25 protein-coding genes and 1 tRNA gene are annotated in these 26085 nt (G+C 54.3%); 9 read left to right on the forward strand and 17 right to left on the reverse strand.

Going from position 1 to position 26085, the window contains the following annotated elements:
* Nucleotides 1-79 precede the first annotated feature (79 nt).
* From cobS to gluQRS, 3 genes are read left to right on the forward strand one after another with little or no spacing between them, the layout of a single operon-like run.
* Nucleotides 80-1087: a cobaltochelatase subunit CobS gene (gene cobS / locus R1T41_RS10530; RefSeq protein ID WP_097051261.1), complete on the forward strand. Its 1008-nt coding sequence runs from the start codon at nt 80-82 to the stop codon at nt 1085-1087.
* Between the two features lie 55 nt (nt 1088-1142).
* Nucleotides 1143-3059, forward strand: coding sequence for a cobaltochelatase subunit CobT (gene cobT / locus R1T41_RS10535; RefSeq protein WP_317341573.1), 1917 nt, complete (start codon nt 1143-1145; stop codon nt 3057-3059).
* A 20-nt stretch (nt 3060-3079) separates the two neighbouring features.
* Nucleotides 3080-3919, forward strand: coding sequence for a tRNA glutamyl-Q(34) synthetase GluQRS (gene gluQRS, locus R1T41_RS10540; RefSeq protein WP_317341490.1), 840 nt, complete (start codon nt 3080-3082; stop codon nt 3917-3919).
* On the opposite strand, the gene R1T41_RS10545 is transcribed toward gluQRS, so the two are convergent.
* Nucleotides 3897-4838 carry a LysR family transcriptional regulator gene (locus R1T41_RS10545; RefSeq protein ID WP_062958731.1) on the reverse strand — a complete coding sequence of 314 codons (942 nt, stop codon included), beginning with the start codon at nt 4836-4838 and terminating at the stop codon, nt 3897-3899. The genes gluQRS and R1T41_RS10545 overlap by 23 nt on opposite strands.
* A gap of 105 nt (nt 4839-4943) precedes the next feature.
* Here R1T41_RS10545 and R1T41_RS10550 point away from each other — a divergent pair, with 105 nt between their 5' ends.
* Together R1T41_RS10550 and R1T41_RS10555 are read left to right on the forward strand one after the other, a co-directional pair.
* Nucleotides 4944-5543 carry a short chain dehydrogenase gene (locus tag R1T41_RS10550; RefSeq protein ID WP_317341491.1) on the forward strand — a complete coding sequence of 200 codons (600 nt, stop codon included), beginning with the start codon at nt 4944-4946 and terminating at the stop codon, nt 5541-5543.
* A 215-nt stretch (nt 5544-5758) separates the two neighbouring features.
* On the forward strand, nt 5759-7792 hold the full coding sequence (locus R1T41_RS10555) for a bifunctional diguanylate cyclase/phosphodiesterase (RefSeq protein WP_317341492.1): 2034 nt from the start codon (nt 5759-5761) through the stop codon (nt 7790-7792).
* A gap of 74 nt (nt 7793-7866) precedes the next feature.
* On the opposite strand, the gene R1T41_RS10560 is transcribed toward R1T41_RS10555, so the two are convergent.
* From R1T41_RS10560 to R1T41_RS10580, 5 genes are all read right to left on the reverse strand, one after another.
* Nucleotides 7867-8055, reverse strand: coding sequence for a hypothetical protein (locus tag R1T41_RS10560; protein ID WP_062951542.1), 189 nt, complete (start codon nt 8053-8055; stop codon nt 7867-7869).
* Between the two features lie 139 nt (nt 8056-8194).
* Nucleotides 8195-9088 carry a sigma-70 family RNA polymerase sigma factor gene (locus tag R1T41_RS10565; protein ID WP_317341493.1) on the reverse strand — a complete coding sequence of 298 codons (894 nt, stop codon included), beginning with the start codon at nt 9086-9088 and terminating at the stop codon, nt 8195-8197.
* Complete coding sequence (locus R1T41_RS10570; protein ID WP_317341494.1) at nt 9075-9539, reverse strand: carboxymuconolactone decarboxylase family protein; 465 nt, start codon at nt 9537-9539, stop codon at nt 9075-9077. The genes R1T41_RS10565 and R1T41_RS10570 overlap by 14 nt, the downstream gene beginning before the upstream one ends.
* 141 nt (nt 9540-9680) lie before the next feature.
* Nucleotides 9681-10103, reverse strand: coding sequence for a cupin domain-containing protein (locus tag R1T41_RS10575; protein WP_317341495.1), 423 nt, complete (start codon nt 10101-10103; stop codon nt 9681-9683).
* Between the two features lie 66 nt (nt 10104-10169).
* Entirely contained in the window at nt 10170-10925 is a 756-nt protein-coding gene (locus tag R1T41_RS10580) for an SDR family oxidoreductase (protein WP_317341496.1), read from the reverse strand.
* A 487-nt stretch (nt 10926-11412) separates the two neighbouring features.
* Here R1T41_RS10580 and rpmB point away from each other — a divergent pair, with 487 nt between their 5' ends.
* On the forward strand, nt 11413-11706 hold the full coding sequence (rpmB, locus tag R1T41_RS10585) for a 50S ribosomal protein L28 (protein ID WP_062951537.1): 294 nt from the start codon (nt 11413-11415) through the stop codon (nt 11704-11706).
* 370 nt (nt 11707-12076) lie between these two features.
* The gene (locus R1T41_RS10590) at nt 12077-12643 is read left to right on the forward strand and encodes an HNH endonuclease (protein WP_007089028.1); all 567 of its coding nucleotides are present in this window, start codon (nt 12077-12079) and stop codon (nt 12641-12643) included.
* A gap of 91 nt (nt 12644-12734) precedes the next feature.
* On the opposite strand, the gene R1T41_RS10595 is transcribed toward R1T41_RS10590, so the two are convergent.
* The 4 genes from R1T41_RS10595 to R1T41_RS10610 all read right to left on the reverse strand — a co-directional run bounded on the left by R1T41_RS10595 (nt 12735) and on the right by R1T41_RS10610 (nt 17287).
* On the reverse strand, nt 12735-14903 hold the full coding sequence (locus R1T41_RS10595) for a TonB-dependent siderophore receptor (RefSeq protein ID WP_317341497.1): 2169 nt from the start codon (nt 14901-14903) through the stop codon (nt 12735-12737).
* A gap of 109 nt (nt 14904-15012) precedes the next feature.
* On the reverse strand, nt 15013-15900 hold the full coding sequence (locus R1T41_RS10600; protein WP_317341498.1) for an AraC family transcriptional regulator: 888 nt from the start codon (nt 15898-15900) through the stop codon (nt 15013-15015).
* 264 nt (nt 15901-16164) lie between these two features.
* Nucleotides 16165-16671, reverse strand: a complete 507-nt coding sequence (locus R1T41_RS10605) for a disulfide bond formation protein B (RefSeq protein ID WP_317341499.1) — start codon at nt 16669-16671, stop codon at nt 16165-16167.
* Between the two features lie 28 nt (nt 16672-16699).
* Nucleotides 16700-17287 carry a YqaA family protein gene (locus R1T41_RS10610; protein WP_114111331.1) on the reverse strand — a complete coding sequence of 196 codons (588 nt, stop codon included), beginning with the start codon at nt 17285-17287 and terminating at the stop codon, nt 16700-16702.
* Nucleotides 17288-17509: 222 nt separating this feature from the next.
* Here R1T41_RS10610 and R1T41_RS10615 point away from each other — a divergent pair.
* Nucleotides 17510-17595 (forward strand) — tRNA-Leu (locus R1T41_RS10615).
* 214 nt (nt 17596-17809) lie between these two features.
* Nucleotides 17810-18757 (forward strand): cyclase family protein, encoded by a 948-nt coding sequence (locus tag R1T41_RS10620; RefSeq protein WP_317341500.1) that lies wholly within the window; start codon nt 17810-17812, stop codon nt 18755-18757.
* 103 nt (nt 18758-18860) lie between these two features.
* Here R1T41_RS10620 and R1T41_RS10625 read toward each other — a convergent pair whose 3' ends face one another.
* From R1T41_RS10625 to R1T41_RS10655, 7 genes are read right to left on the reverse strand one after another with little or no spacing between them, the layout of a single operon-like run.
* Nucleotides 18861-20015, reverse strand: coding sequence for an iron-containing alcohol dehydrogenase (locus R1T41_RS10625; RefSeq protein WP_317341501.1), 1155 nt, complete (start codon nt 20013-20015; stop codon nt 18861-18863).
* A gap of 21 nt (nt 20016-20036) precedes the next feature.
* Nucleotides 20037-21512 (reverse strand): NAD-dependent succinate-semialdehyde dehydrogenase, encoded by a 1476-nt coding sequence (locus tag R1T41_RS10630; protein WP_317341502.1) that lies wholly within the window; start codon nt 21510-21512, stop codon nt 20037-20039.
* Between the two features lie 18 nt (nt 21513-21530).
* Entirely contained in the window at nt 21531-22685 is a 1155-nt protein-coding gene (locus R1T41_RS10635) for an iron-containing alcohol dehydrogenase (protein ID WP_317341503.1), read from the reverse strand.
* 36 nt (nt 22686-22721) lie between these two features.
* A complete protein-coding gene (locus R1T41_RS10640; protein ID WP_317341504.1) occupies nt 22722-23384 on the reverse strand; it encodes an ABC transporter ATP-binding protein in 663 nt (220 codons plus the stop codon).
* The gene (locus R1T41_RS10645; protein ID WP_317341505.1) at nt 23381-24157 is read right to left on the reverse strand and encodes an ABC transporter ATP-binding protein; all 777 of its coding nucleotides are present in this window, start codon (nt 24155-24157) and stop codon (nt 23381-23383) included. The genes R1T41_RS10640 and R1T41_RS10645 overlap by 4 nt, the downstream gene beginning before the upstream one ends.
* The gene (locus R1T41_RS10650) at nt 24154-25101 is read right to left on the reverse strand and encodes a branched-chain amino acid ABC transporter permease (protein ID WP_008889929.1); all 948 of its coding nucleotides are present in this window, start codon (nt 25099-25101) and stop codon (nt 24154-24156) included. Before R1T41_RS10650 ends, R1T41_RS10645 begins: the two co-directional genes overlap by 4 nt.
* Nucleotide 25102: 1 nt before the next feature.
* On the reverse strand, nt 25103-26002 hold the full coding sequence (locus tag R1T41_RS10655; protein ID WP_008889930.1) for a branched-chain amino acid ABC transporter permease: 900 nt from the start codon (nt 26000-26002) through the stop codon (nt 25103-25105).
* Between the last annotated feature and the right edge of the window lie 83 nt (nt 26003-26085).

A 26085-nucleotide genomic window follows, 5' to 3' on the forward strand; every position in this document is an offset into this window, starting at 1 on the left:
CACGCGCATCTTAGCCGCTATTAATGAGCTAGTTTCAAACGAGACCGCGTCACCGGTCCGATAAAATGCGCGAGTACTTATGAGCCAAGGTTACGAAGCGACAGGTGCAGCCGCCGAACATCCGCTGGATGCACCCGACATCAAAATATCCGTCCGCGAAGCGTTCGGAATTGATAGCGACATGAAAGTCCCGGCATTCAGCCAGGGCAGCGAACATGTCCCCATGATCGATCCGACCTACCGGTTTGATCGCGATACCACATTGGCCATTCTGGCGGGCTTTGCCCATAACCGCCGTGTGATGATCCAGGGGTATCATGGGACGGGTAAATCGACCCATATCGAACAGGTCGCTGCACGCCTGAATTGGCCATGTGTCCGTGTCAACCTTGATAGCCACATCTCGCGTATCGACCTGATCGGCAAGGACGCCATTGTGTTGCGCGATGGCAAACAGATTACCGAATTCCGTGAAGGCATTCTGCCCTGGGCGCTTAAACGACCGGTCGCGATGGTGTTTGATGAATATGATGCCGGTCGTCCGGACGTGATGTTCGTGATTCAGCGTGTCCTGGAAGTCGATGGCAAGCTGACCCTGCTTGATCAGAATAAAGTCATCCACCCGCATCCGAATTTCCGCCTGTTTGCGACGTCGAACACGGTCGGGCTTGGCGATACCACCGGTCTTTATCACGGGACCCAGCAGATCAACCAGGCCCAGATGGATCGTTGGTCGATTGTGGCAACGCTTAACTATCTCTCGGTCGCGGATGAAACCAACATCGTCACGGCTAAGGTGCCGTCGTTCGATAATGCCGAAGGCCGCAAGAAGATCGAAGCCATGGTGGCCCTTGCCAACCTGACCCGTCAGGGGTTCGTCGCCGGCGACATTTCGACCGTCATGAGCCCGCGTACCGTTATTACGCTGGCCGAAAATGTCGAGATTTTCGGGGATATATCTTATGCCTTCCGCGTGACGTTCCTGAACCGTTGCGACGAGGTGGAACGCCCGATCCTGGCTGAATATTATCAGCGTTGCTTTGGCGAGGAACTGCCCGAAGAAGCCATCAATGTGATGGTCCGTTAAGGACCATCCGTTGTTAAAGCAAATCGGCGACCTGATCCCAGAAGCGAGTAGTGCGATGAAGAATGATGAAGCGCTTTCCGGATTTTTGCGCGGCACAGCGGCGACGTTTCGCGCGCTTGCCGGACGCAATGATCTTGAAGTGGGCTTTGTCAAAGGCGGCCGGGCAGGTGGCTATGGCGAACATGTGCGCCTGCCGATGCCCAAACAGGCGCTGCCGAAGGACGAGGTTGCCGATCTGCGCGGTGTTGCCGATGGCTGGGCTCTGAAACTGCGTCATCATGACGTGGCACTTCATGCCCGGCGCATGCCCGAAACGGCCGAGGCACAGGCCGTCTACGATGCGCTGGAAACGGCGCGTTGCGAGGCGGTCGGTTCGCGTTATTTCCCCGGTGTGCGCAAGAACCTCCGGGAACATGCCGAACAGGATTGTCGTGCAAAGAACTTCCATCGTCTGACCGCGCGCGAAGATGCGCCTTTTGCAGATGCTATCGGCATGCTCGCGCGCGAGATTTTTACCGGTGAACCGGCCCCGCAGTCGGCCCGTCCGCTGATCGATTTGTGGCGTGCCCATATCGAAAAAAATGCCGGTGCGGATCTGACCGACCTGCGTGACGTGCTTGACGATCAGGACGCTTTTGCCCGTGGTTTGCGTCGCCTTCTTGATCATCTTTCGCTGGAAGATGATATCGATGATGCTCCGCCTGAAAACGAAGGCGAGGACGAAGACGAAAAAGATGGCGAGACCGACCCGGACGAAGAACTCGACAGTCAGGGCGGTCAGCAGGGGCAGGCCGACGAGTCCGAACCGGATGGCGATGACCAGCAACAGGATGCCGGTACCGAAGAGGCCGAAGCGGGTGAAGGCGATATCGACGACCAGCAGCTTGAAGCCATGTCGCAGGAAGAACAGCCTGCCGGACCGGGCGAACAGCCGGAATTTGATGGCCGGAACGAACCGATTGAACGCGGCTATGAGCCATTTACCCGTGAATTCGATGAAATCGTCACCGCCGACGAGCTTTGCGAAGGTCTGGAACTGTCGCGTCTGCGCGCGATGCTCGACAAACAGCTGGCGAATTTGCAGAACGTTGTTTCACGCCTTGCCAACCGCTTGCAACGCCGCCTGATGGCGCAGCAGAACCGCGGTTGGGATTTCGACCTTGAAGAAGGCATTCTTGACGCAGCAAAGCTCGCCCGCATTGTTGCAACGCCGTCAACCTCGCTGTCTTTCAAGCAGGAACAGGATACGGATTTCCGCGATACGGTCGTGACGCTGCTGATCGATAATTCCGGTTCCATGCGCGGCCGACCGATTACGATTGCCGCCCTTTCGGCCGATATTCTGGCGCGTACCCTTGAACGTTGCGGAGTGAAGGTCGAAATTCTTGGCTTTACCACCCGGCAGTGGAAGGGTGGGCAATCGCGTGAAAGATGGGTTGAAAACGGCAAGCCGCCGAAACCCGGTCGTTTGAACGATCTGCGTCACATCATCTACAAGGCAGCCGATACACCTTGGCGGCGCGCACGCAAGAATCTTGGCCTGATGCTGCGCGAAGGATTGCTTAAGGAAAATATCGATGGCGAAGCGCTGCTCTGGGCGCATGAACGACTTCTGGGCCGTTCGGAACAACGCCGGATATTGATGGTGATTTCGGATGGGGCACCGGTCGATGATTCGACCCTGTCGGTAAATTCCGGAAACTATCTGGAACGCCACCTGCGCGAGGTTATCGACTGGATTCAGACCCGTTCGCCGGTTGAATTGCTTGCAATCGGCATTGGGCATGACGTCACACGCTATTACCAGCGTGCCGTGACAATCAATGATCCGGAAGAATTGGGCGGTACCATGTTGCGCGAATTGTCCGATCTGTTCGATGAACAGGGCGCGCGCCAACCCAAACGCCCGATGCGTCATGTGCCTGCGGATAACGCAAAGGACAAGGCGACCGGTGATCGCGACCGTTGGTAGGCAAAGGGGATAGGGCCGTCATGACAGCCATTACCCGATTTGCCCCCAGTCCGACCGGCTTTCTGCATCTTGGCCATGCGGCTTCGGCCCTGTTTTCCGCAAAACAGGCCGGGCCGGATGGTCGCTTCCTTTTGCGGATTGAGGATATCGATCAGACCCGCTGTCGTCCGGGATATATCGATGCGATCTACGAAGATCTTGGCTGGCTGGGGCTTCAATGGGAAGAACCTGTTCGCATCCAGTCGCAACATTTCAGCGATTATCAGCAGGTGCTTCATCGTTTGACCGATGCCGGTCTGCTTTATCCCTGTTTTTGCACGCGAAAAGACATCCAGGCCGAAATTGCGCGGATTGGAAATGCTCCTCACGGCCCGGATGGGGCGCATTATCCGGGAACCTGTCGCGATTGCAGCGTGTCCGAACGTACGGACCGCATTGCCGCCGGTGAAAGCTATGCCCTGCGTCTGGATATGAGGCGGGCCCTCAGGCAGGTTGGTGGCCCATTGTCATGGTATGATCGCAAGGCCGGTAAGCAGGAGGCAACGCCGGAAATATTTGGCGATGTTGTGCTTGCCCGCAAGGATACACCGACCAGCTATCATCTGTCGGTGACCCATGATGATCATTTGCAGGGCATCAACCTTGTCACTCGTGGCGAAGATCTGTTTTTCGCAAGCCACCTGCATCGGTTGCTGCAGGAATTACTGGGGTACGACGTTCCTGAATATCACCATCACGGCTTGCTGATCGGGCCGAATGGCAAACGTTTTGCCAAACGCGACAAATCCAAAACGCTTCGATCCATGCGCGACGAAGGCATGACCGCTGACGAGGTCATTACGATGACCGGCTTTGTCTGAGCGATCCGGTTCTGGTTTCCAGAAGGTCCGGCCGTTCAATAAACCAGTTGCGGATAAAATCGATCATCAGCCGGTTCTTGACCGGCAGGTTCGCCTGATACGGATAGACCAGATAGATCGGCCGCAAGGGTGATGAATAGCCATCAAGTGCCGTTTCAAGCAATCCTTCGGAGATTGCCGGAAGGGCAACATAACGCGGTAGTCGGGCAACACCCAGTCCGCGGATTGCGGCATTGCGCAGCAGCGGATAATGGTTCAGACGCAAATTACCGATTGCCGGGACGGATTGTGCGCCGTCATCGGAAAAGAAAACCCAGTTGCCATCCTTGTAATACTGAAAGTTCAGCAGGCAATTGTGGTTTGCCAGATCGGCGGGTGTTTCAGGTTTTGGGTGCTTTGCCCAATAGACCGGGCTTGCGCATACCAGTTCGGAAAGTTGTCCCAGCGGAATGGCAACCTGTTCCGGATCGTTCGTCAGTCCCGCACGGATCGCGATATCGATATGGGCCGATTGCAGATCGCGAAATGTGTTTTCCAGCTCCATCTCGATCTGGATGCGCGGATGGGTTCTTTGAAACGCGACGATGATGTCATCAAGAAACATTTCCCCAAAGGAAACAGGAACCGTGATGCGTACGGTTCCCACCGGCTCGCCACGCAGTGCTTCGACGGCCTCGAATGCGGCGTTGGCACTTTGGGTGATGTTTTGGCAATACTCCAGAAAGGTCGTACCGATCTCGGTCGGTTCGACCTTGCGGGTGGACCGGAACAGCAATTGCGCACCCAGTTCTGATTCCAGTCTTTTGACATGCTGGCTGATCAGGCCCTTGGACACACCAAGCACCTTGGCGGCCTGCGTAAAGCCACCATTTTCTATCACGGCCGCAAAGCTGCGCATTTCGCTAAGATAATCTTTCATTGTTTAGAATATTAAACAAAATGTTTGAAAATCACTAGATTATCATCACCATTGTCCTATGAGACGATATCTCCATTACAACATATTCCGAAGATGGAGGATTAAATGAAAGTTCTGTTGGTTGGCGCATCGGGAATTATCGGACGTGGAATTGATGCCGAATTATCCCAACGTCACGAAATCGTTCGTGCGTCCCGTTCAAGCGGGGATGTCAATGTTGACCTGACCGATATTGCATCAATCAGGGCAATGTTTGCCAAGGTAGGCAAGGTCGACGCGGTTGTTTCAGCGACGGGTAAGGCTCATTTCGGTGACTTTTCCGAAATGGACGATGACAAATACCGCATCGGTATCAATGACAAGCTGATGGGGCAGGTCAATCTGGTGCTGGTCGGGCGTGACCATGTGGCGGATAGCGCATCATTCACGCTGACTACCGGTATCCTGTCCAAAGACCCGATCCGTTATGGCAGCTCGGCCTCGATGGTGAATGGCGCAATCGAGTCATTCGTGCGTGCCGCTGCGATTGAAATGAAGCCGGGCCTGCGAATCAATGCAGTCAGCCCCGGTGTGATCCTTGAGGCAATGGAAAGATATGCACCGTATTTCCGCGGGCATGACCCCGTTCCGGCAGCACGTGCAGCCCTTGGTTATGCAAAGTCAGTCGAAGGTCTTCAAACCGGTCAGGTTTTCGAGATTTTCTGACGACAGTTGAGAAAACCGGTCGGGACATCATGTCTTGGTCGGTTTTGGGCATTACAAGGGCCTTGCTCCGAAAAAACCATACTTTCTATCTGGAATTATGCAGGGCGACTGCTTACTATCCAAACAGCTAGTGTTGCGCATCCGATGGTTGAGCGTGTAAACGGCTGTAACGGAAATACCGGATGGGGCAGTTAACGGCCAGGATGGCCAAAACCTTGAAACGGCTGCTTTTGGAACCCGGACACGGGAACGAAGCAGGGCCGGCGCTGCAAAAGAAGGTTCGTGGGGACCTTCTTGACCTTGCCTATCGTAACAACTGGGCGAACGTTCTTGTCAATCTGGCGGCCGGGAGCGGCCTTGCAGGGACCCTGTGGTTTCAGGGCGAACTGTCATTTGGCATGAGCATATGGGTTGCCGTTATCATTATAACGACCGCGATCCGGTTGTTTGGCGGGTATCGTTATCATGCTGAACGGCGACTGGTTTCGGCGTTTGATGATACGGATTTCCACAAATGGCTTGTCCGATATGCCTTGGGTGTTTGTTCTGGGGCAACGCTTTGGGCGTTGGCAGCCATATTTGATCTGCCGGGACAAAGCAATGAAAGCCGGTTTGTCATGCTCATCATTCTCGCCGGGCTTGCCGGCGGGGCAACCGGCATTCTGGCCCCTGTTTTCCGGGTCGGGCGGTTTTATCTTGTGATGCTGCTGCTGCCGGCCTGCATTGTATTGATCGTCATGCCCGAACCGAATTATGTGCTGGCTGGACTGGGCTTCATATTTCTGACTGTCATGATGGTTACCCATCGCAACAATCATGTGATCCTCTATCGGTCGCTTGCGCTTAAACATGAAAATGACGGTCTGGTCGATGATCTGCGCGAACAGAACCGGATCACACGGGACTGGAATGTGACACTGGAAACCCGCGTGGCGAAACGGACGCGGGAACTTCGCAATCTTCTGGTCCGTGACACTTTGACCGGATTGCTGAACCGCGACGGCATTGTGTCCTGGTTTGAAGAAGCTCGTGCAAGCCACGGTAATCGTGCTTATGCGGTTCTGTTCATTGATCTTGACCATTTCAAACAGATCAATGACGGGTTGAGCCATGCGATCGGCGATCTGGTGCTTAAGGAAGTTTCGGCCCGCCTGCGGGAATATGTTGATGAACGTCATGCGGTGGGGCGTTGGGGTGGTGATGAATTCATCATGATCCTGACCGACCAGCCCGAAAACCTGCATCAACTGGTTGATCAGACCATCGGTGAGGTTCGTGCGGCGGTCAACCGGCCCATCCATATTGCGGGACAGACATTGCATGTCGGTTTTAGTACCGGCGTTGCTTTCGGGATGACGGAAAACCCGCAAATTGCCGAAATGATCCACTGGGCCGATCTTGCCGCGGCGGAAGTCAAACGATCAGGACGTGGCAGCGTGCACAGTTATGACAGCAAATTACTGGTCGAACAGGAACGTCGGCTTGCCATAAATCAGGCCCTGCGTCAGGCGATGCCAAGCGACGAGCTGTATCTTGAATATCAGCCAGTGGTAGGTGCAAAAACTGGGGAAATTGAGGCTTACGAAGTTTTGCTACGGTGGGAAAGTGGCGAACTTGGGCGTATACCGCCCGACGAGTTTATCCCGATTGCCGAGGAATCCGCGCTGATTGTCGATATCGGTGAATGGGTCATGCGCGAGGCCTGCAAAACCATTCTTGACTGGTCCGGTTTTGCAGGCGGGCCTAAGGTGGCGGTTAACGTCTCGGTCCGTCAGATCGTGGTTCCGCGTTTTGCCCGTATGGTGGAGAACCTTCTGCTTGAAACCGGGTTGCCAGCCAACCGTCTGATTATTGAGGTAACGGAATCGATCTTTGATATCCGGCGCACGCAACTGATTTCGGAAGTCCTGTCTGATCTGCATGATCAGGGGGTGGAAATCCATATTGATGATTTCGGCACCGGCTATTCATCCCTTTCACGATTGCATCAGATCCGTGTAGACGCCGTAAAAATCGATAAATCTTTCATCCTGAACATGGATATCAATGCACGTGCGGTGATTGAAGGGGCGATTTTGATTGCGCACCGGTTTGGGCTTGATGTGATTGCCGAAGGTATTGAAACCGAGCAACAGCGCAGTGAACTTGCCGCGATGGGGGTGGACGCCTATCAGGGCTATTTCTTTGCCCGGCCATCCAGCAGCCCCTGTGATGATCCGCATTGGCAGAAAACGGAATCAAACGTTTAATCCTGCGTCGGATAAACAAAACGGCCCGTCCGCAATGCGGCAGGCCGTTTGTTGTCAGCGTGCAGTGCAAATGCTTAGCGGCTGAAATCCAGAAGCACAAGAAAGCAGACAGGAACCAGCGCCAGGGCGACATAAATCCAGATCGATGCGACAGGAATACCGAAATGCGCAAGCACATACCCGGCCAGATACAGAACCAGACCAATTACGGCGACAAGTAAAATGCCCAAAAGGGGCAGGGATACCTTGGAATCGGTTTTCATCTTGCGCAATGCTCTCCAAGCGTGTGCGGAATAACTATGACAGCACGCTAACACCGAATGCGCGATGATGTTTTGACAAGGATCAATCTGTGCTTCGGCGACATGGGGCAAATTACAGAGTGATCGCTACGTAACCTGTTCATTGAGCATGTTGATCAGACATATTCAGCAATCTGGCCACATGCTGAAGCTTGTCCGGATTGCGGGTGATAAAGATGCGGGTAATTTTGGTGTCCCGAATTTCAAGGGCGGTGGTTTGCAAGACATTGCCGCGCTCCAGACTGGCAAATCCAGGCAACCCGTCGATCCAAAGAAAAGACAGCAGCTTTTCAGCTTCGCCATACCGTTTGCGGAACAGTCCGGCAAACAGCCGCATGATCCGGTCGGCACCACGGATCGGGTTAAGCCACGCGTGAACTTTGCCGCCCCCGTCAGCGTGCATTACAACATTATCGGCCAGCATGGTACTTAATGTGCTGATATCGCCTTGGGTCGCGGCCTTGAAAAAGGCCAGTGTGATTTTTTCGCCTTCGTCGCGTTCGACGCTATATCGAGGTTTTGCTGCCCGGACATGTTTTCGGGCGCGCACGGCAAGTTGCCGGATGGCCGCCGGGTCACGATCCAGTGTTTCGGCGACATCATTAAGCGAGACCGAAAAAACGTCATGAAGTAGAAATGCCGCGCGCTCTAGCGGTGACAACCGTTCAAGCACCAGCATTAATCCAAGGGTCAGTTCATCGGTTTTTGGTTCTTCCTCGACTTCGACCAAAGGTTCGGGAAGCCAGTTTCCGACATAAATTTCACGTTGGGCGCGAGCGGACTTCATTACATCAAGGCATAGATGGGTGACGATGCGTTTCAGAAAAACACCGGGATTCCGGACAACACTTTGATCGGTGCGTTGCCAACGAATCCAGGCGTCCTGCACAACGTCATCCGCCTCGGCCAGAGAGCCAAGCATTCGGTAAGCCAACCGTTTGAGTTGAATGCGGTGTTCTTCGAACACCGCAATTGCATCATCAGGCGGGTACATCGGACGCAATAACCGGATGAGATGCGGCAAAGCCGATCTGGAACCGGTTCCAGCTATTGATCGCACCGATAGCCATCGTCAGATAAACCTGTTCTTCAGGGGTAAATACGCCGGCAAGGGCGGTATATTCCTCGTCAGAGGTGGCGTTGTTGGCGATCAGGGTCAGGGTTTCGGTCCAGGCAAGTGCTGCCCGTTCCCGTTCGCTGTAAAGCGATGATTCCCGCCATGCATCAAGCATATAGATACGCATTTCGCTTTCTCCGGCAGCACGGGCATCGGTGGTGTGCATATGAAGACAAAATGCACATCCATTGATCTGAGACGCACGGATTTTCACGAGTTCAAGCAGGCGATGCTCAAGGCTGCTTTCCTGAATGGCATCTTCCAATGCCATCATCGGCTTTATGCATTTTGATGCAAGTTTGAAATGGTTTTCAACACGCAGTGTCATGGTTTGTTTTCCTTGTTTTGCTTGGTGGACCGGTTGGCAGGTTCTCGGTGCAGCCAACATGTCGGATAAGGATCGCCGCACCCGGGTCGGGGGAAACTGATGCGGCGACCCGTGCCGGCGGAGGGGGGGGACGCCGACGGGTTATTTCTCAATCGGGGTGGTCAGGACGGTCTCGTTGGTATCGACAACAAAAACGGCAAGCAGTTTTGCGGGGTCGGTGTCACTGGCATTTGCGCTGACACCGTGGCGGTCGCCTGGATATTCGGAAAAGCTCTCGCCAGCGCGATAGGTAATGACCGGGCCATCATTCACCTGACTGTTGATCGCACCCTCAAGGATGGTTGCGTAGATGAATGCCGATTCCGGATGGGTATGTGCCGAGGAAAAGCCGCCAGGGCCATATTCGACCAATACAGCCTTCATGCTTTTGCCAGGCACATTGGGCAGTTCGTGCTCATAGACAACGGTGACTTTGGCGTCTTTGTCCTCTGAATGGGCCGCGGCGGCTTGTGCCAAAGTGATGGGCGCAAGCAGGGCGGACGCGAAGAGAAATTTCCTGATCATTTTTGCCTCCTGTCGGGGATGGGTAAACAAGCAAAGGTGGTCGTAGGTTGTGGATGTATGGGGTATTCACTGGGCTGCAATTGAATGCCCGAGCCAGTCTTCAAACCGGTTCGTGCCAAGCCGCGCATCGATATCCGGGACAAGTGCCTTTTCGGAAAGTTCAACACCGAAATAGGGAGCTTTGGGATCGGCAATGACGGCGCGAGGGTCCTGCATGGCACGCAGATATTTCGCGACCAGTTCATGCATGCGGAAACGATCCGGTCCGGCGATTTCGGCAATGCCGTTCATCGGTTTGCCAAGCGTAAAGGCCGCCATTGCATCGGCAACATCGTCCGATGAAATTGGCTGGATAAAGGCTGTTGAAAGGCGAACATCGTTTCCGATGGTGCCGGCATTGGCAATGCCGCTGACAAATTCAAAGAACTGTGTTGAATGGACGATGGTAAAGGGAATGCCTGATGCCCTGATCAGGCCTTCCTGCGCCTTCTTGGCGCGGAAATATCCGCTGCCCTGCAACTGATCTGTACCGACAACCGAAAGGGCGATGTGATGGCGGATACCGGCAGCCTTTGCGGCCGACAGAAGGTTCCGCCCAGATGTCTGGAAAAATTCCATGACTGCCGCGTCTTCAAACGAGGGCGAGTTCGCAAGATCAATAATGACCTCAGCCCCCTCAAGTGCCTCCGCAAGCCCGTCGCCGGTGATTGTATTGATACCTGTATTGGGGGAGGCCGGGATCACGTCATGGCCCTGCGTGGCAAGACGCGCGACGGTTTTGGTGCCGATAAGGCCCGTACCACCGATAATGACGACCTTCATGTCTGAACCCTTCAAGCTGGTCTCGAGCGCTCGGACATCGGAATGACATTCCGTCGACGCTCGTAAACAAGACGAGACGGATTTTGCAGAAGTGACGTGGCCCGGCATTTTTTGTGAAAAAAAACGACTGGCCTGTTGGAGAAGTATCCGGAGGGCGACAGAGGGAAGCCCTCACCTTAATATTATATGTGCTTGGTCGCGATCTGTCAGAATCGGGTAACCCGCAGGTATACGGAGCGCCAAACCGAACCGGAGGTACGGCGGCATGTCGGGGAAAATCGCTTGATTCCGTGTGGTTGTGGTGGGAAAAGCCGTTCTTGCGCGATGCAATATGAACGGAATGTGCAAAACAGGTGTTTTTGTCGTGTAAAAGCGTGGATGAAGGCTTGACGGCATCTGCCAGAGGCGGTAATAACCCGGCTCCAAGCGCGGGCCTGCATGTCAGGCCAAGCGTCCTTTTGCGAATTATAGACCAGGAGATCAGGTCATGGCACGTCGCTGCCCGGTATCCGGCAAAGGCGTTTTGGTCGGCATGAATGTGAGCCACGCCCACAACCGCACCAAACGTCGTTTCCTTCCGAACCTGCAGCCGACCTCGCTGCTGAGCGAGGCGCTCGGTCGTTCGGTGCGTCTGCGTCTGACCACCAATGCGATCCGCACCATTGAAAAACGTGGTGGTCTGGATGCATATGTGCTCGGCACTGCAGCTTCCAAGCTGTCGGCAGAGCTGGTGAAAATCAAACGCCAGGTCGCCAAGGCTGTTGAAGCAAAAGCTGCCTAAGGCACGCTTTCTGCTTTAAGAATTACGAAGGCTCGCGATTGCGGGCCTTTCGTTTTTCAAAGAATTCAGATCGCCCTGTTCCGGGGCCATAAAAGGGTCGTGCATCACCGATGCGCGGCCTTTTTGTTTGTTCGGGCGGCAGGACGCAGATACGAGTCGTCTTTGTTCATGCCGGTTTTATGCAAATGTTTGCGACTCGGCTTCAAGCGGCATTTGCGCTTTGCGAAAATTGGTCTATACTTTGCTCTATCAGTGATTTACGCGACCGCGTCGCATGGCTTGATGAAACGTCACGATATGTTCATCACCCGCGATTCGCGAACCTGCTAAATAGTGGGTGCGACTCGGTAAACACGGTGGAGCGGATGGTATGCATTTATCGCCCAATGCGTGTCCGGCACTTGTTCTTAACGCCGATTTCCGGCCGTTAAGCTATTTCCCGCTGTCCTTGTGGTCCTGGCAGGATACGCTAAAGGCAGTGTTTCTGGAACGCGTTGATGTTCTTTCAGAATATGACCGTGAAGTCCATTCCCCGTCCTTCAAAATGAAACTGCCAAGCGTCATATCGCTCAAGGAATATGTTTCGCTCAAAAGCAGCCCGGCCTTCACCCGGTTCAACGTGTTCCTCCGCGATCAGTTTTCCTGCCAGTATTGCGGGGATCGTCTGCCAACTAGTGACCTGACATTTGATCACGTGATCCCAAGGTCGCGGGGCGGTCGCACGAACTGGTCCAACATTGTGACGGCCTGTTCGGACTGTAACCTTTTCAAGGGCAGTCGATCGATCCGGGAAGCCGGACTTCGGCTGCGCAGGACCCCCGAACAGCCGAGCATGCACGAACTCCAGACCATCGGACGCCGCTTCCCGCCAAACTATCTTCACGAAAGTTGGCGGGATTTTTTGTACTGGGATACCGAACTGGAATACGATTTTTAGGAACGTCCCGTTCTCTTCCCTTCTTAATAAACAAAAAGCACTGCCCAATTAAGAACAGTGCTTTTTGTGTTTCATCGCAGTCAGGTGGTAACTACCAGCGATATTTTACCGATGCCAATATCGTACGTCCCTGGCCGTAATAGCACGAGTTTGTGCTATCGGCGCAGGAAGTCACATAACGTTCGTCTGTCAGGTTAGTGGCATTAAGTGCGAAACGATAAGCATCCAGATCATAGTGAATGCCAGCATCAAGCAGAGTCGTTGAAGGGACTTTGACATTGTTTGCATCAGTTGCAAATGTTGATCCCAGATAGCGTATGCCGCCATTGACTCCCAAACCAGATAACGGGCCAGAATTCAAAGTGTAGTCAGCCCATGCTGATGCAGTGTGCTCTGGAATACCGGATGGAGTATTGCCTTTTTCGGATGCGGTGTTGGTTTCGGTAATCTCGACATCTTGGTAAGTATAGGCAAATTTTGTCGTCAGGCCTTCAATAGGTTCAAACAGGCCTTCAATCTCAAGGCCACGGGACTGCTGTTCACCTTCCTGTATGTTATCAAAAGCACCACCAGAAGGATCATTTGTCAGAACATTTTCACGAGTGATATCGAACAGGGCCACGGTGAACAAGCCATCAAAACCTTCTGGTTCGTACTTGGCACCAACTTCGTACTGAACACCTTCTTCAGGATCGAAACTGTTGCCAAAGCGATCTGAACCGGAAACCGGATTAAATGATTCAGAATAACTGACATAGGGAGTCAGGCCAAAATCGGTTTTATAGGCAAGCCCGGTCCGTCCTGTAAAAGCACTATCGTTTCGACTGCTTTCCGTTCCATTTTGCTGGTTCAGTGTCGATTCATCCGCCCAGTCATGACGTCCACCGAGGGTCAGAACCCAGTGTTCGTCAAACTCGATCTGATCCTGTAAATAAACACCAACCTGTTCTGCTGTAAGCTTTTCATCGGTTGGGGTGGAATAACTGGTCGGACGGCTTCCATAGGAAGGATTGTAAACGTTGATGGAATCAATCGTTCCGTAGCGCAGGAAACGATCAAAAACATATCGCTGATAATCCAGTCCACCCAACATGGTGTGGCGGATGCCGGAAGTCTCGAACTTTGCCTGCAGTTGGTTGTCGATGGCAAAGGAGTCACCTTCCTGATCAGTCTCCTGAACACCGCGGTTTAGTGTGCCTGCGGCTTCGTCTGCCCAGCCATTTCCGTAAAGGCTGTCATAATCAACCTCAACATAGCTATAGCGAGCATTCTGACGGAACATCAGGGAATCAGTGAAGTTATGGCTGAATTCATAGCCGATGGCATACTGAGTACGATCATAGTGATCGTAACCTGGTTCACCCGTGAAGAAATCTGTCGGAATGGCACCGTTGATAGCGTCGCGGAATGTGCCGTTTGCAGGAAGCCAACTATTGGCGCCACCGGTGTTATCTTCTTGATAATAAGATAATAGAGTCAAACTGGTATCTTCCCCTTCCCATGTTAGGGAAGGGGCGAAATAAACTCGGTCATCTTCGACGTAGTTAACCTGCGTGTCAGAGTCTCGGAGAAGCCCGGTTGCACGGAAAAGAACCGAACCATCCTCGACAATTTTTCCACCAATATCAAATGAGCCTTGCTTACGATTATGGCTGCCGGTCTGGAGTTCAATTTCGTTTTCCATGTCGGCTCTTGGCCGTTTGGATACTGTATTGATCAGGCCACCAGGAGCATTTTGCCCATAAAGGACTGAAGTTGGGCCACGCATCAGTTCAATGCGTTCCAATCCGTATGTTTCCTGTTGCCAAGAAACAAAACTATAGGAGCGTTGCTGGAGGCCGTCCCGATAAAGACCGTTCTGGGTTTCATCAAACCCACGAATGTTGAACCAGTCCAAACGCTTGTCATAGCCAAATTTGTCAGGTTGAATACCAGCCGTGTAGTTCAGTGTTTCTGACACGGACTGAGCTTGGCGGGCTTCAATTTCCGTAGTCCCGATCACTGAAATGGACTGCGGGGTTTCTGCAATTGGGGTATCGGTTTTGGTCGCTGTAGCACTTTGTCCGGCAACATATCCCTTGACCGGTGATGTTGCTGTTTCTTGGCGCTCTGCCTCGATTAAAAGAGGATCGACAACGATTTCCTCGTTGGTTTCGTCCGTGGCTTGCTGGGCGAGAAGTTGTGTGGGCAAGCTGGTGCATAGAATTGCAACGCTGCCGAGAAGGGCTGTTTTGAACCGCGTTCGGGTCAAGAACGTCATTTGAGGGGTTTCCTGCATCGGTTGTCATGTGTGACAGTCCGATAGCACGATTAGGAAAACCAGATATTGAACCCTATTTGCCCGTATTGAACGGATTTTGGTTTAATTTTCAGGCGGATTGTTCGCGTCGCCATACGCCCGGTGTGGTGCCTGTGATGCGGCGAAATACGCGGGTCAGATGGGCCTGATCGGCAAAGCCGACATGTGCCGCGACACTGGCAAGCGGTGTTGTGTTGTCCCGCAGCATGGATTTGGCGCGTTCAATGCGTGCCTTCATTTGCCATTGATGGGGCGGCATGCCGGTTGTTTCGCGAAATGCCGAGCAGAAATAGGATTGTGACAGACCAGTCAGTTCCGCCAGTTCATCAAGCCGGATGACGCGACCGCAATTCTGTTCAATAAATTCGACCGATTTGCGCAAGTGGTGCGGGGCAAGTTTGCCGCGTTTGCGTGATGTTTCGCTTTCGGGAAGTGGTGTCAGCAATGCACTGGTAAGGGCCGTTACCAGGCTCTCTCCGTACAGGTCGGGCGAGGCGATATCGCTGGCGAGGTCGTCTGCGATCATGTGCACAAGTGATCTGATCCGGGGATCGCAAAAACCGATCCGGGGCGTTTCAAGGATTGCGCGATCAATCTCTTGATCAAGATGCTTTTCAAGGCTGTTGATATCGAGATGGATATCAAGGTGGCGTAACCGGCATTTTTCCCGAATTTCGGCCGAAATTTCCATTCCTGCCGGAATATATGACAGGCACCCCTGTTGGCGACGAGAAGATCCAAAAGGATATTCGGGCGTTTTGACGCGGAAGTTCGATTGTCCGCTGCAATCAAGAATGGCGACCAGTCTTGGTGCACAGGAAACGTAGGTGCCCCCGGCCTTTTCACAACATTCGACATGCCACAGATCGGTAATCGCAGAATTCCAGCGACGAAAACGCAGATCGTCCAGAAGCGAGATGCCCTCTATCCTGCTGGTCATTTGAGGATGGAATGTCATGTCCGGCATTCCTAGGATCGTCCTTGTCTGTGTTATGGCAGAAGCCGGTTGCCTTCAATGCGCCGGTCCTGCCTGATTAATTAATGGTTGGATTGGTGGACACTATAAGAAGAATTGCATGCAAACAAGAACAATTCGCATTATCAATCTGGAGAAAGGCACAAATGGAGCAAATTTAATCGGGTCGGGTATTGGTCGTGTTAGGTATCGGTCTTCAAACCCGCCAGATCGTTACCGGCAGGTTCGTGGGGCAGATCGCAAATGTTACCGCTTCATCCAGCGCGATGGAGCGATAAAGCACAGGATGGCAAGAATGGCGGAGAAGAAGACATTGACCGTTGGCATCGTGATGCCAAACAGGGCCCAGTCAATCTTGTCGCAGCGAACAATCGGCTGCGCCATCAACTGTGCCTTGAGGTCCGCGACCGAAGCTGCACCGCTTGTCAGTCCGCCGCACATTGCCGGGCCTTCCCACCATAGTTCCTGGACACCGACGTGATAGATCGCAATGCCGGTTCCGATGGCAAATGCCATGCCACACAGATAAACAAGAACGCGTGACGCGCCGGGTATCCTAAGCAAAAGCAGGGCAAGGATGGCGAGGCCGCCCGCTACATAAAACGGAACGCGCTGATACAGGCACAACACGCAGGGTAGAAGCTTCTGCACATACTGGGCATAGAAGGCAAAGCCGAGGCTCCCGGCTGAAATCAGGAAAATGGCAACCGGTGGCAGGGTCGGGGCATAATGTGCGCGAAGCAATTTTATCATCGGGTCGTTCCGTTATCGTTTTGCGGTATTAACCGTGCGGGATCAGCTTGATGGCAGCAAATCCACCGACAAGAACCACAACAAATATGGTAAAAACGAGGCCAAGCCGTTTTTCGATAAAGTCGCGAATAGCCGGGCCGAATTTCCAGATCAGGGCAGCAATGATGAAGAAGCGCAAACCGCGCGCCAGAACTGATGCAACCATGAATATTGCCGGGTCGAGCGCGGTCACACCCGACAGAATGGTAATGACCTTGTAGGGGAACGGGCTTACGCCGGCAATAAACACCGCCCATGCACCCCATTCATTATAATAGTCGCGGAATGTATCGAACTTTGCGCCATAGCCGTAAAGCTGCAATACCGGCTGGCCGATGCTTTCAAACAGGAAGTAACCGATGCCATAACCAGCAATGCCGCCCAGTACAGACCCGACAAGGCAGATCAAGGCATAACGCCATGCTTTGGTTGGTGCTGCGATTATCATGGGAATCAGCAGGACGTCGGGCGGGATCGGGAAAATTGAACTTTCCACAAAGGCGATAATGAAAAGCGCAATGGCAGCGTGGCGATGGGCGGCCAGGCCAAGGGTCCAGTCATAAAGGCTACGCAGCACGGAAACGCCCTTTGCGGTTAAGACGATCAAAACGATGCGGCGCGGTGGCCGATATGGGGGTGATGTAACCGCATTTGGCCTTGTGCCGCAATGATCTTTTCCCGCAGAGAGTCCCATCTGGTTGACAACGCAATTTTTGCGCAAAGCCCCATTGACCGGACGAAATTTACAGCTATTATCCGCCCCCACGATGGCGGGTGCGCAACGCACCCATATATGCCTGCCCCTGTGGCGGAATTGGTAGACGCGGCAGACTCAAAATCTGTTTCACCTAGTGAGTGGGAGTTCGATTCTCCCCGGGGGCACCATCGCTTTTCCCAAAAGATAGAACGACAAAAATAGCGAGCTTGGTGAGACAGGCTGATCGCCTGCATGTTTTGCCGGAGCGATAACCGATCATGTCAGGTGTTCGATTGATCGGTTGCCGCTCAAATTCCTTTTAACGATCGCCGTTTTAAGCCATTTTTTTGTTGGCACTGTAATTGCTGTTCCCTGAGTCCTTATCAACTTAGGGAGGAAAAAATGCAAAAAGCAAAAATGCTTGTCTCTGCATCCATGATGCTTGGTCTTATCGGCACAATCGGTACCGCTTCGGCAGATGACCGGTTCACATCACCGTTTGGACCTGATGATCAAATCGGGGCAGCGAACTATCTCACTTCGGACGTAACACTTGCCGCCAGTAAGCTGATTTCCGAAGGCAAGGTCTATTCACTGGGGATGGAAGTTTCACGTGATACGCCTGCCTTTGCACCACGTGGCGTCGCTGTGACGGTTTTCTCGCCTGGACAAAGCGGTAACAAAACAATCGGCAGCAATGCAGGAACCTATAACGATGACATGTTCACTGGCTGGCTCGGCGTCGGGACACAGATTGATGGTCTGGGTCATCTGGGTGATCATCATACCTATTATAACAATAACCACGCCGAAGACATGGTCGCAGCCACCGGCCTGACCAAGCTTGGCATTGAAAATGTACCACCCATGGCAACACGTGGTGTCTTGCTGGACGTTGCTGCGATCAAGGGGACGGATCGTCTTGAAGGCGGCTATGTCATCACCCTTGAGGACATCATGGCGGCTCAAAAAGCTGCGGGAACCGAAATTCGAAAGGGAGATGTGGCTCTGATCCATACCGGGTGGCTCGACTTGGTCGGGAAGGACAATGAGCTTTACGGAACGACGGAACCGGGCCTTGGTCTGGAAGCAGCGGAATGGTTGGCAAATCAGGGTGTTGTCGCCGTTGGCGCCGATACATGGGGGCTTGAAGCTGTTCCCCATGAAGATCCCAGTGCTTTCTTCCCGGTCCATGTGAAGCTTCTGGCAGAAAATGGTGTCTATATTCTTGAAAATATCGTCACTAGGGATCTGGCCGCAGACCGGGCGCACGAGTTCCTGTTTGTTCTTGGGCAGGCCAAGCTTACGGGCGCTGTACAGATGATCATCAACCCGGTTGCCATTCGCTAATTCGGTCTGATCATTTTGATAACTTTAGAACCGGCGGCCAAGCGACCAAACAGGCCGCCGGTTCTTGTGCCACGGTACAAACCGAAGTTTGCACCCGGCCAAATTAATAAACGCTGTGATAAATCGCCTCGATTTCCTTGGCGGTCATGTCGCGCGGGTTGCTGTCGATCAGGCGATGGATCTTGGTAAAGACTTCCTCGGCCATTTCGGGCAGGGAGTCTTCGGTGATGCCAAGATCGCGCAGGCGGGTTTCAAGGCCGCTGGCAGGAACCATTTCCTCGATCCGTTGAACGAACGCCTCGGCAGCAGCATCTTCGCTTTCGAAATCGACGCCTTCGATCAGGCAGGGTGCCAGTTCGGCATACAGCTTTTTGGCCGCTGGCAGGTTAAAGCGGATCACTTGCGCCATGACCAGTGCATTGGCATGGCCATGTGGGATATGGAACCGCGCCCCCAGCGGATAGGCCAAGCCATGAATGGCGGCAACCGATGCATTGGCAAAGGCCATCCCGGCAATCAGCGATCCCTGTAACATGGCAGAGCGTGCTTCCTTGTCACCCGGATTTTCAATCACCTTCATCAGGTTTTTGCCCAGCAGCGAAAGGGCCGTCACCGCCATGCCATCGGCAATCGGATTCTTGCGTGTGCGGCTGGTATAGCCTTCGATGGCATGGACCATGGCATCAAGGCCGGTGGCCGCCGTGACCTTTTGCGGCAGGCCATAGGTCAGTTCCGCATCAAGAAGCGCGATATCGGGCATCAGTTGTGGGGTGTAGACAACCTGTTTGAGGTTATTGTTGTCGGTAATCACCGACACCCATGTGACTTCCGATCCGGTCCCGGCGGTGGTCGGGATCTGGATCAATGGCAGGCGATCACCGGTTGCTTTGTCCACCCCATAGATCTCTTCGATGGTCTGATCGCTGTTGGCAAGCAACGCAACCAGCTTGGCACTATCAAGCGAGCTGCCACCGCCAAGACCGATCACGCCATCCGCCTCCCAGTCGCGTGCACCGGCAATGGCGGCTTCGACGATTTTCTGGGGTGGGTCGGCTTCGACATCGGAAAAGATCTGAACCGCGATACCGGCGACCTCAAGTGCGTCTTGGGCCTTTTGTGCAAAGCCCAGTTTGACGATGCCCGGATCGCAGACGATGGTGACGCGGCTGGCACCGAGTTCCTTCATCAGGCTGCCGGTTTTGGCAATGCCACCGGTTTCGCAGACGATGCGCGGCACGCTTCGGAACATGAAACTCATGATGTGTCTCCTTATCCGGGATCAGTTGGCATTCCCGGCGAGACCGCCGAGGCACATGTATTTAATCTCGACGAAATCATCGACGCCGTATTTCGATCCTTCGCGGCCGATGCCGGATTCCTTGACCCCGCCAAACGGGGCTGCCTCGGTCGAAATGATGCCTTCGTTGATGCCAACGATGCCGTATTCAAGCGCCTCGCCAACCCGCCAGATGCGGCCGATATCACGGGCATAGAAATAGGCTGCCAGACCAAATGGCGTGTCATTGGCCATGCGAATGGCGTCTTCCTCGCTGCTGAACTTGAACAGCGGTGCGACCGGACCAAAGATTTCCTCTGAAAAAATTCGCATATTTGACGTAACCCCGGTCAGGATGGTCGGGGTAAAGAAGTTGCTGTCCGGCTTGGCGCGATCACCGCCAAGAACGGCTTTTGCCCCACGGGAAACGGCGTCTTCGACCAGTGCTTCGACCTTTTCAATTGCCTTTGCATTGATCAGCGGGCCTTGGGTGATGCCTTTTTCGGTGCCCAAACCGACACGCAATTTGCCAACGGCCTCGGCCAGTTTGGCGGCAAAGGCGTCATAGACACCTTCTTGAACCAGAATGCGGTTGGCACAGACACAGGTCTGCCCGGCATTGCGATATTTCGAGGCAATTGCACCTGCAACCGCCGCGTCCAGATCGGCATCGTCAAACACGATGAACGGCGCGTTGCCGCCAAGCTCCAGGCTGACTTTTTTGACGGTGTCGGAACACTGACGCATCAAAAGTTTGCCGACCTGGGTCGAGCCGGTGAAGGACAGCTTGCGCACGATCGGGTTGGCAGTCAGTTCAGCACCGATTTCCGCCCCGTGTGATGCGGTGACGATATTGATCACGCCATCGGGGAACCCGGCGCGTTTGGCCAGCCCAACCAGTGCAAGCGCGGTCAGTGGCGTATCTTCCGCCGGTTTGATGACAACCGTGCAACCCGCGGCAAGGGCCGGGGCACATTTGCGAGTAATCATGGCCATCGGGAAGTTCCACGGCGTAATCGCGGCAACAACACCAATCGGCTGTTTGACGGTGATGATGCGTTTGTCCGCCCCATGCGACGGGATGACATCGCCATAAATGCGTTTGCCTTCTTCGGCAAACCATTCAATGAAGGATGCGCCATAGGCCACTTCGCCGGATGCCTCGGCCAGGGGTTTGCCCTGTTCGCGGGTCATCAGCAATGCAAGGTCGGCCTGTGCCGCCATGCAGAGGTCAAACCATTTGCGCAGGATGTTTGCCCGTTCCTTGGCGGTTTTGGCCCGCCAAGTTAGAAGGGCGGCATTGGCGGCATCAATCGCACGATTGGTTTCGGCTGCACCCATATCGGGCACATCGGCAAGATGTTCGCCGGTGGCCGGGTCGACAACCGCAAAGGTCTTGCCGCTGTCAGATGCAACCCATTTGCCGTCGATATGCCCATGGGTCTGCCAAAGGCCGGAGTCAGTTAGCTGGATGGTCATGGTGGCTATTCCTTCTCGTTACAGGACGGCGGCATAGATCGCGCGTGCGGCGTCGAACGTCATTTCACGCGGGTTGTTGATCAAAAGGCGTTCCACCTTCATCGCATCGGTCGCCAGCATGTCGAGGTCACTTTCGGCCACGCCGACTTCGCGCAAGGTGCGGCTAAACGGCATGCGTTCGACCATGTCGGTCATGAAGGCAAGAAAGCGATCACAGGCGGCATCGTCATTTGCGAATTTTTCACCCGGCAGTACGGCACGGGCGAGTTCGCCGTAGTGCGATATGGCGGCATCCCGATTGAATTTCAGAACTTCAATCAGGACCAGTGCATTACTGTGTCCATGCGGGACATGGAAATGTCCGCCGAGCGGATAGGCAAGGGCATGAACAGCCGCCACCGGCGCATTGGCAAAGGCCATCCCGGCCAGCATGGACCCCTGAAGCATGGCTTCACGGGCTTCGCGTGACGGGGTGGCAGAAACCGCATCATCGATATGGGCGGTCATCAGTTGCATCGCGCGGATGGCAAGTCCGTCCGACAGGGCATTTTTCTTGTGTTTGGTGGTATATGCCTCAATCGCATGGACCATGGCATCAATGCCGGTCATGGCCGTGATCGGGGCCGGAAGGCCCATGGTCAGTTTGGCATCCAGCAGCGCAATGTCGGGATAAAGCAGGCTGGACACCACACCCTTTTTCTCGTGTGTCGGCGTGGTAACGATCGAAATCGGCGTGACTTCCGAACCGGTGCCAGCCGTGGTCGGCACCTGAATAAGCGGCAGGCGCGGACCGGTTGCCAGACCGATGCCATAGATATCGTCAAGCTTCTGGTCTTTTCCACACAGAAGCGCGACCAGTTTGGCGGTATCAAGCGATGAACCGCCGCCAAGGCCGATGACGATATCGGCCTTGAAATCACGGGCACCTTTGACCGCGGCAAGAATGCTTTCCTCGGGCGGGTCTGCCTGAACATCGGTCCAGAGCAGGGTTTCAATTCCGGCTTCCTTAAGTGCTGCATAAGGGGCGTCGATCAGGCCAACCTTCTGCAAGCCCGGATCGGACAGAAGAACGGCGCGTTTCGCACCGAACTCCTTGCACAGGGTACCGAGTTGCAAGGCACCGTTGAACTCGCAGATGACGCGAGGGGTGGTTTCAAACACAAAGTCTGACATGGAGAACCTCGTCTTTTGACTTGTCTGTTGTCGGGATCAGGCCGTTTTCAGTTCAGCCTTGGAAACGGTGCCACGTTCGATGCGGTAACTGCCCGCCACCAGATCGGCGGAGTGGCTGTCATCGGATTCAGAAATCAGGACACACAGGCCACTGCTGCCCAGATCGGAAATGACTTCCGACAGGCGGCGTGACAGAACCGGTGCGACCCCCTCAAACGGTTCATCAAGCAACAAAAGATTGCGACCGGGCATCAATGCACGACCGAGCGAGACCAGTTTCTGCTGACCACCGGAGAGCTGAAGTGCACGTCGGTCGCGGAACTGCGCGATTTCGGGCAACAGGTCATAGACCCATTTCAGCCGTTCGTCGGCGTCCGCAATACCGTTGGTCCATGCCGGAAGAAGAATGTTTTCCTCGACCGTCAGGGACGGGATCAGACGGCGGTCTTCGGGCATATAGCTGATGCCGGTTTTGGCACGGGCAAAGTCGGCCATCTTGCGCAGGTCCTGCCCATCAAAGGTGATGGTGCCCTGATCGGCATCAAGAAGGCCCATGATGGCGCGCATCAGGGTGGTTTTGCCCGCCCCGTTGTGACCGATCAGGCCAAACATCTTGCCGGACGGCACCGAAAGCGAGACATCACGCAGGATCGGAATATTGCTGATTGATACATCGAGATTGCGGATTTCCAGGGTCATGATGCGCCATTCCCTTGTTTGGTGGTGGGACGATGGCCGGTCACAAGATCGCGGACTTGCTGATCAGCGAGAACTGCCGCAGGTTCACCATCAGCAATGATTTCACCGCTATAGAATGCCAGAACGCGCGAGACATAACGTTCGACCACATCCATGTCATGTTCGACAAACAGCACGGTCACACCATGCTGACGCACGGCATTCATGACCGTATCCATCAGGTCGGTTTTTTCATCCACGCTGACACCACTGGTCGGTTCATCAAGCAGCAGCATCTGAGGATTGCCGATCAATGCCATGGCGATATCAACCAGTTTACGCGCACCCTGCGGAACGGCGGTTACCAGTGAATCGCGATAGTTTTCGACACCGAATTCCTTAAGGATTTCCTCAGCCCTGGCGATGCGGGCATCGCTGCGAAGGGGACTTAGGAAACTCGGACGGGCGCTTTCGGCAGCAGCCAGCGCGACAATCAGGTTGTCGAGCACGGTCATTTCCGGGAACAGCTGCGCAACCTGGAAGGAACGCGCCATACCTGCCCGCGTGATCGCACGCGGGGAATGGCCCATGATGGACTTGCCATTAAACAGGATCTCGCCGCGCGTCGGCTTGAGATAGCCCGTCACCATGTTGATGAAGGTCGTTTTACCAGCCCCGTTGGAGCCGATCACACCAACGACTTCACCCTTGTTGATCTGAACGTTCAAATCCTTTGCGGCGATGACCGCGCCGAATTCCTTGTTCAGCGAACGTGTTTCAAGAATGCAGCTCATGCCCGTTCTCCTGTTTTTTCACGGCTAACAAGGCTCCACAGCCCTTTGGGCAGGAAGATAATGACCGCAAGCAGCGTGAAACCGAGGATCATCTGCCAGGTGTGGGGAACGAATTCGATGGCGTAGGTCCGCACGAACGAGAAGACGATGGCCGCAATAAACGGTGCCGCCACGTGGCCCAAACCACCCAAAAGCGCGATGAAGACAAATTCGCCCGACGTGGTCCAATAGGCCATCTCCGGATCAACGTGGCCGGTGGCAAGGGCCGTCAGACCGCCGCCAAGGGCCGATACCGCCGCCGCAGCGACATAGTTGCCATAAAGCAACCAGCGCGGTGACAGACCAAGATATTCAACACGGACTTCATTTTCGCGAACAGCTTCGCAAATGACGCCAATGCCTGCCTTGGTGTACCGATGGATCAGAACAGCAACGATCAGACCAGAGACCACAGTCATGGTAAAGACGGTGTGCTGGCTGCCAGCGCCCGCTTCGGGGGCCCAGCCAAACAGGGTCCAGTCATGAACGTTAAAGCCGTCCGTGCTGCCCAGTTCCTGACTTTTGACAAGGATGCCAAACAGGATCATCGAAAATGCCAGCGACAGCATGGCAAAGAAGATTTCGCGATAGCGCGTCAGCAACAGTCCCAGCAGCATGGCAACAACGATTGCGACAAACATGCCAAGTGACAGGGCAGCAATCGCATCATGAATGCCAAAGAACTGGCCGCCCATGCCAACGGTGTAACCACCGATGCAATAGAACAGGCCCTGACCAAAGGATACGAGGCCGGAACGCATCTGCATGACGACGCCCTGGACGACAAGTGCCTTGGCCAGTGCGATGGTCAAAAGGAAGATTAGCCAACCCGGCGAAACGAAGCCGAACAGAACGCAGGCAAGCGCGATCAGTCCGAGCGAGATTTCAGTTTTATCAAGACGCATGTCAGATTTTCCTCGCCAAAGTACGGCCAAACAGGCCTTCGGGACGGAACGCCAGAACCAGCGACATCACGCCATAAATGACGAACAGTTCGAATTCAGGGGCATAGTGAACGGCGGCTGCACGGCTTAGTCCGACCAAAAGGGCACCAACAGCAGCCCCCCCGATGCTGCCAAGACCACCAATAACCACCACGGCAAAGGCCAGAACGATCACTTCGATGCCTATCCCTGGCACGACAGAGATCGCAGGCGCAGTCAGCGCACCAGCAAGTGCGCCCAGTGTGGTTCCCAGAACGAAGGTGATGGTGAACATCAGTTTCACGTTCACGCCCATGGCAACCGCGATTTCGCGGTCATGGATCACTGCACGAAGGACCTTGCCCTGGTTGGTGCGTTCAAGCCACGCCCACAGGCCAAGCCCGAGCAATGCGGATACCCCGACCAGGGCGACGTCGTAATTGGAAACCTTAAGCAAGCCGAGCGATGTTCGCCCAAGCTCGGAATAAGGCTGATAGGCGAAATACGGGCTGACACCCCAGACGATTTTCATACCGTCTTCAAGGATCAGAAGAAGGGCATAGGTAATGATCACCATCAGGATTTCGTCGCGGCCATACATGAGGCGCAGCAATCCGCGTTCGACGATCACACCGACAATCAGACCGGCAACCAGTGCGGCACCAACCAGCAACAAATAGCTGACCCATGCTGGGCCCATGCCGTTGTTGAAATACCAGCCAACCAGTGACGCTGCCGAATAGGCGCCGATGGCATAAAAGCTGCCATGCGCCATGTTCAGGATGCGCATCACCCCGTAAATCACGGTCAGGCCGGCAGCCACAAGAAACAGCCACGATGCATAGATCGAGCCATCAATCAGGACGGCAAGAAGACTTGTCATCACAAATATCCAGTGTGCAGGGAAAGGGGCGAACATCCCAAGGGAGACGGGATGTCCGCAGGATCATGAAGCTCTGTGAAACA

Origin of the sequence: Thalassospira lucentensis, from assembly GCF_032921865.1 — a bacterium.
GTDB classification, from domain to species: domain Bacteria; phylum Pseudomonadota; class Alphaproteobacteria; order Rhodospirillales; family Thalassospiraceae; genus Thalassospira; species Thalassospira lucentensis_A.

What these genes read in the sequence shown, in the direction of transcription:
- cobS (WP_097051261.1), top strand. Translation starts at nt 80, where the DNA reads ATGAGCCAAGGTTACGAAGCGACAGGTGCAGCCGCCGAACATCCGCTG.
- cobT (WP_317341573.1), top strand. Translation starts at nt 1,143, where the DNA reads ATGAAGAATGATGAAGCGCTTTCCGGATTTTTGCGCGGCACAGCGGCG.
- gluQRS (WP_317341490.1), top strand. Translation starts at nt 3,080, where the DNA reads ATGACAGCCATTACCCGATTTGCCCCCAGTCCGACCGGCTTTCTGCAT.
- R1T41_RS10545 (WP_062958731.1), bottom strand. Translation starts at nt 4,838, where the DNA reads ATGAAAGATTATCTTAGCGAAATGCGCAGCTTTGCGGCCGTGATAGAA.
- R1T41_RS10550 (WP_317341491.1), top strand. Translation starts at nt 4,944, where the DNA reads ATGAAAGTTCTGTTGGTTGGCGCATCGGGAATTATCGGACGTGGAATT.
- R1T41_RS10560 (WP_062951542.1), bottom strand. Translation starts at nt 8,055, where the DNA reads ATGAAAACCGATTCCAAGGTATCCCTGCCCCTTTTGGGCATTTTACTT.
- R1T41_RS10565 (WP_317341493.1), bottom strand. Translation starts at nt 9,088, where the DNA reads ATGTACCCGCCTGATGATGCAATTGCGGTGTTCGAAGAACACCGCATT.
- R1T41_RS10570 (WP_317341494.1), bottom strand. Translation starts at nt 9,539, where the DNA reads ATGACACTGCGTGTTGAAAACCATTTCAAACTTGCATCAAAATGCATA.
- R1T41_RS10575 (WP_317341495.1), bottom strand. Translation starts at nt 10,103, where the DNA reads ATGATCAGGAAATTTCTCTTCGCGTCCGCCCTGCTTGCGCCCATCACT.
- R1T41_RS10580 (WP_317341496.1), bottom strand. Translation starts at nt 10,925, where the DNA reads ATGAAGGTCGTCATTATCGGTGGTACGGGCCTTATCGGCACCAAAACC.
- rpmB (WP_062951537.1), top strand. Translation starts at nt 11,413, where the DNA reads ATGGCACGTCGCTGCCCGGTATCCGGCAAAGGCGTTTTGGTCGGCATG.
- R1T41_RS10590 (WP_007089028.1), top strand. Translation starts at nt 12,077, where the DNA reads ATGCATTTATCGCCCAATGCGTGTCCGGCACTTGTTCTTAACGCCGAT.
- R1T41_RS10595 (WP_317341497.1), bottom strand. Translation starts at nt 14,903, where the DNA reads ATGACGTTCTTGACCCGAACGCGGTTCAAAACAGCCCTTCTCGGCAGC.
- R1T41_RS10600 (WP_317341498.1), bottom strand. Translation starts at nt 15,900, where the DNA reads ATGACATTCCATCCTCAAATGACCAGCAGGATAGAGGGCATCTCGCTT.
- R1T41_RS10605 (WP_317341499.1), bottom strand. Translation starts at nt 16,671, where the DNA reads ATGATAAAATTGCTTCGCGCACATTATGCCCCGACCCTGCCACCGGTT.
- R1T41_RS10620 (WP_317341500.1), top strand. Translation starts at nt 17,810, where the DNA reads ATGCAAAAAGCAAAAATGCTTGTCTCTGCATCCATGATGCTTGGTCTT.
- R1T41_RS10625 (WP_317341501.1), bottom strand. Translation starts at nt 20,015, where the DNA reads ATGAGTTTCATGTTCCGAAGCGTGCCGCGCATCGTCTGCGAAACCGGT.
- R1T41_RS10630 (WP_317341502.1), bottom strand. Translation starts at nt 21,512, where the DNA reads ATGACCATCCAGCTAACTGACTCCGGCCTTTGGCAGACCCATGGGCAT.
- R1T41_RS10635 (WP_317341503.1), bottom strand. Translation starts at nt 22,685, where the DNA reads ATGTCAGACTTTGTGTTTGAAACCACCCCTCGCGTCATCTGCGAGTTC.
- R1T41_RS10640 (WP_317341504.1), bottom strand. Translation starts at nt 23,384, where the DNA reads ATGACCCTGGAAATCCGCAATCTCGATGTATCAATCAGCAATATTCCG.
- R1T41_RS10645 (WP_317341505.1), bottom strand. Translation starts at nt 24,157, where the DNA reads ATGAGCTGCATTCTTGAAACACGTTCGCTGAACAAGGAATTCGGCGCG.
- R1T41_RS10650 (WP_008889929.1), bottom strand. Translation starts at nt 25,101, where the DNA reads ATGCGTCTTGATAAAACTGAAATCTCGCTCGGACTGATCGCGCTTGCC.
- R1T41_RS10655 (WP_008889930.1), bottom strand. Translation starts at nt 26,002, where the DNA reads ATGACAAGTCTTCTTGCCGTCCTGATTGATGGCTCGATCTATGCATCG.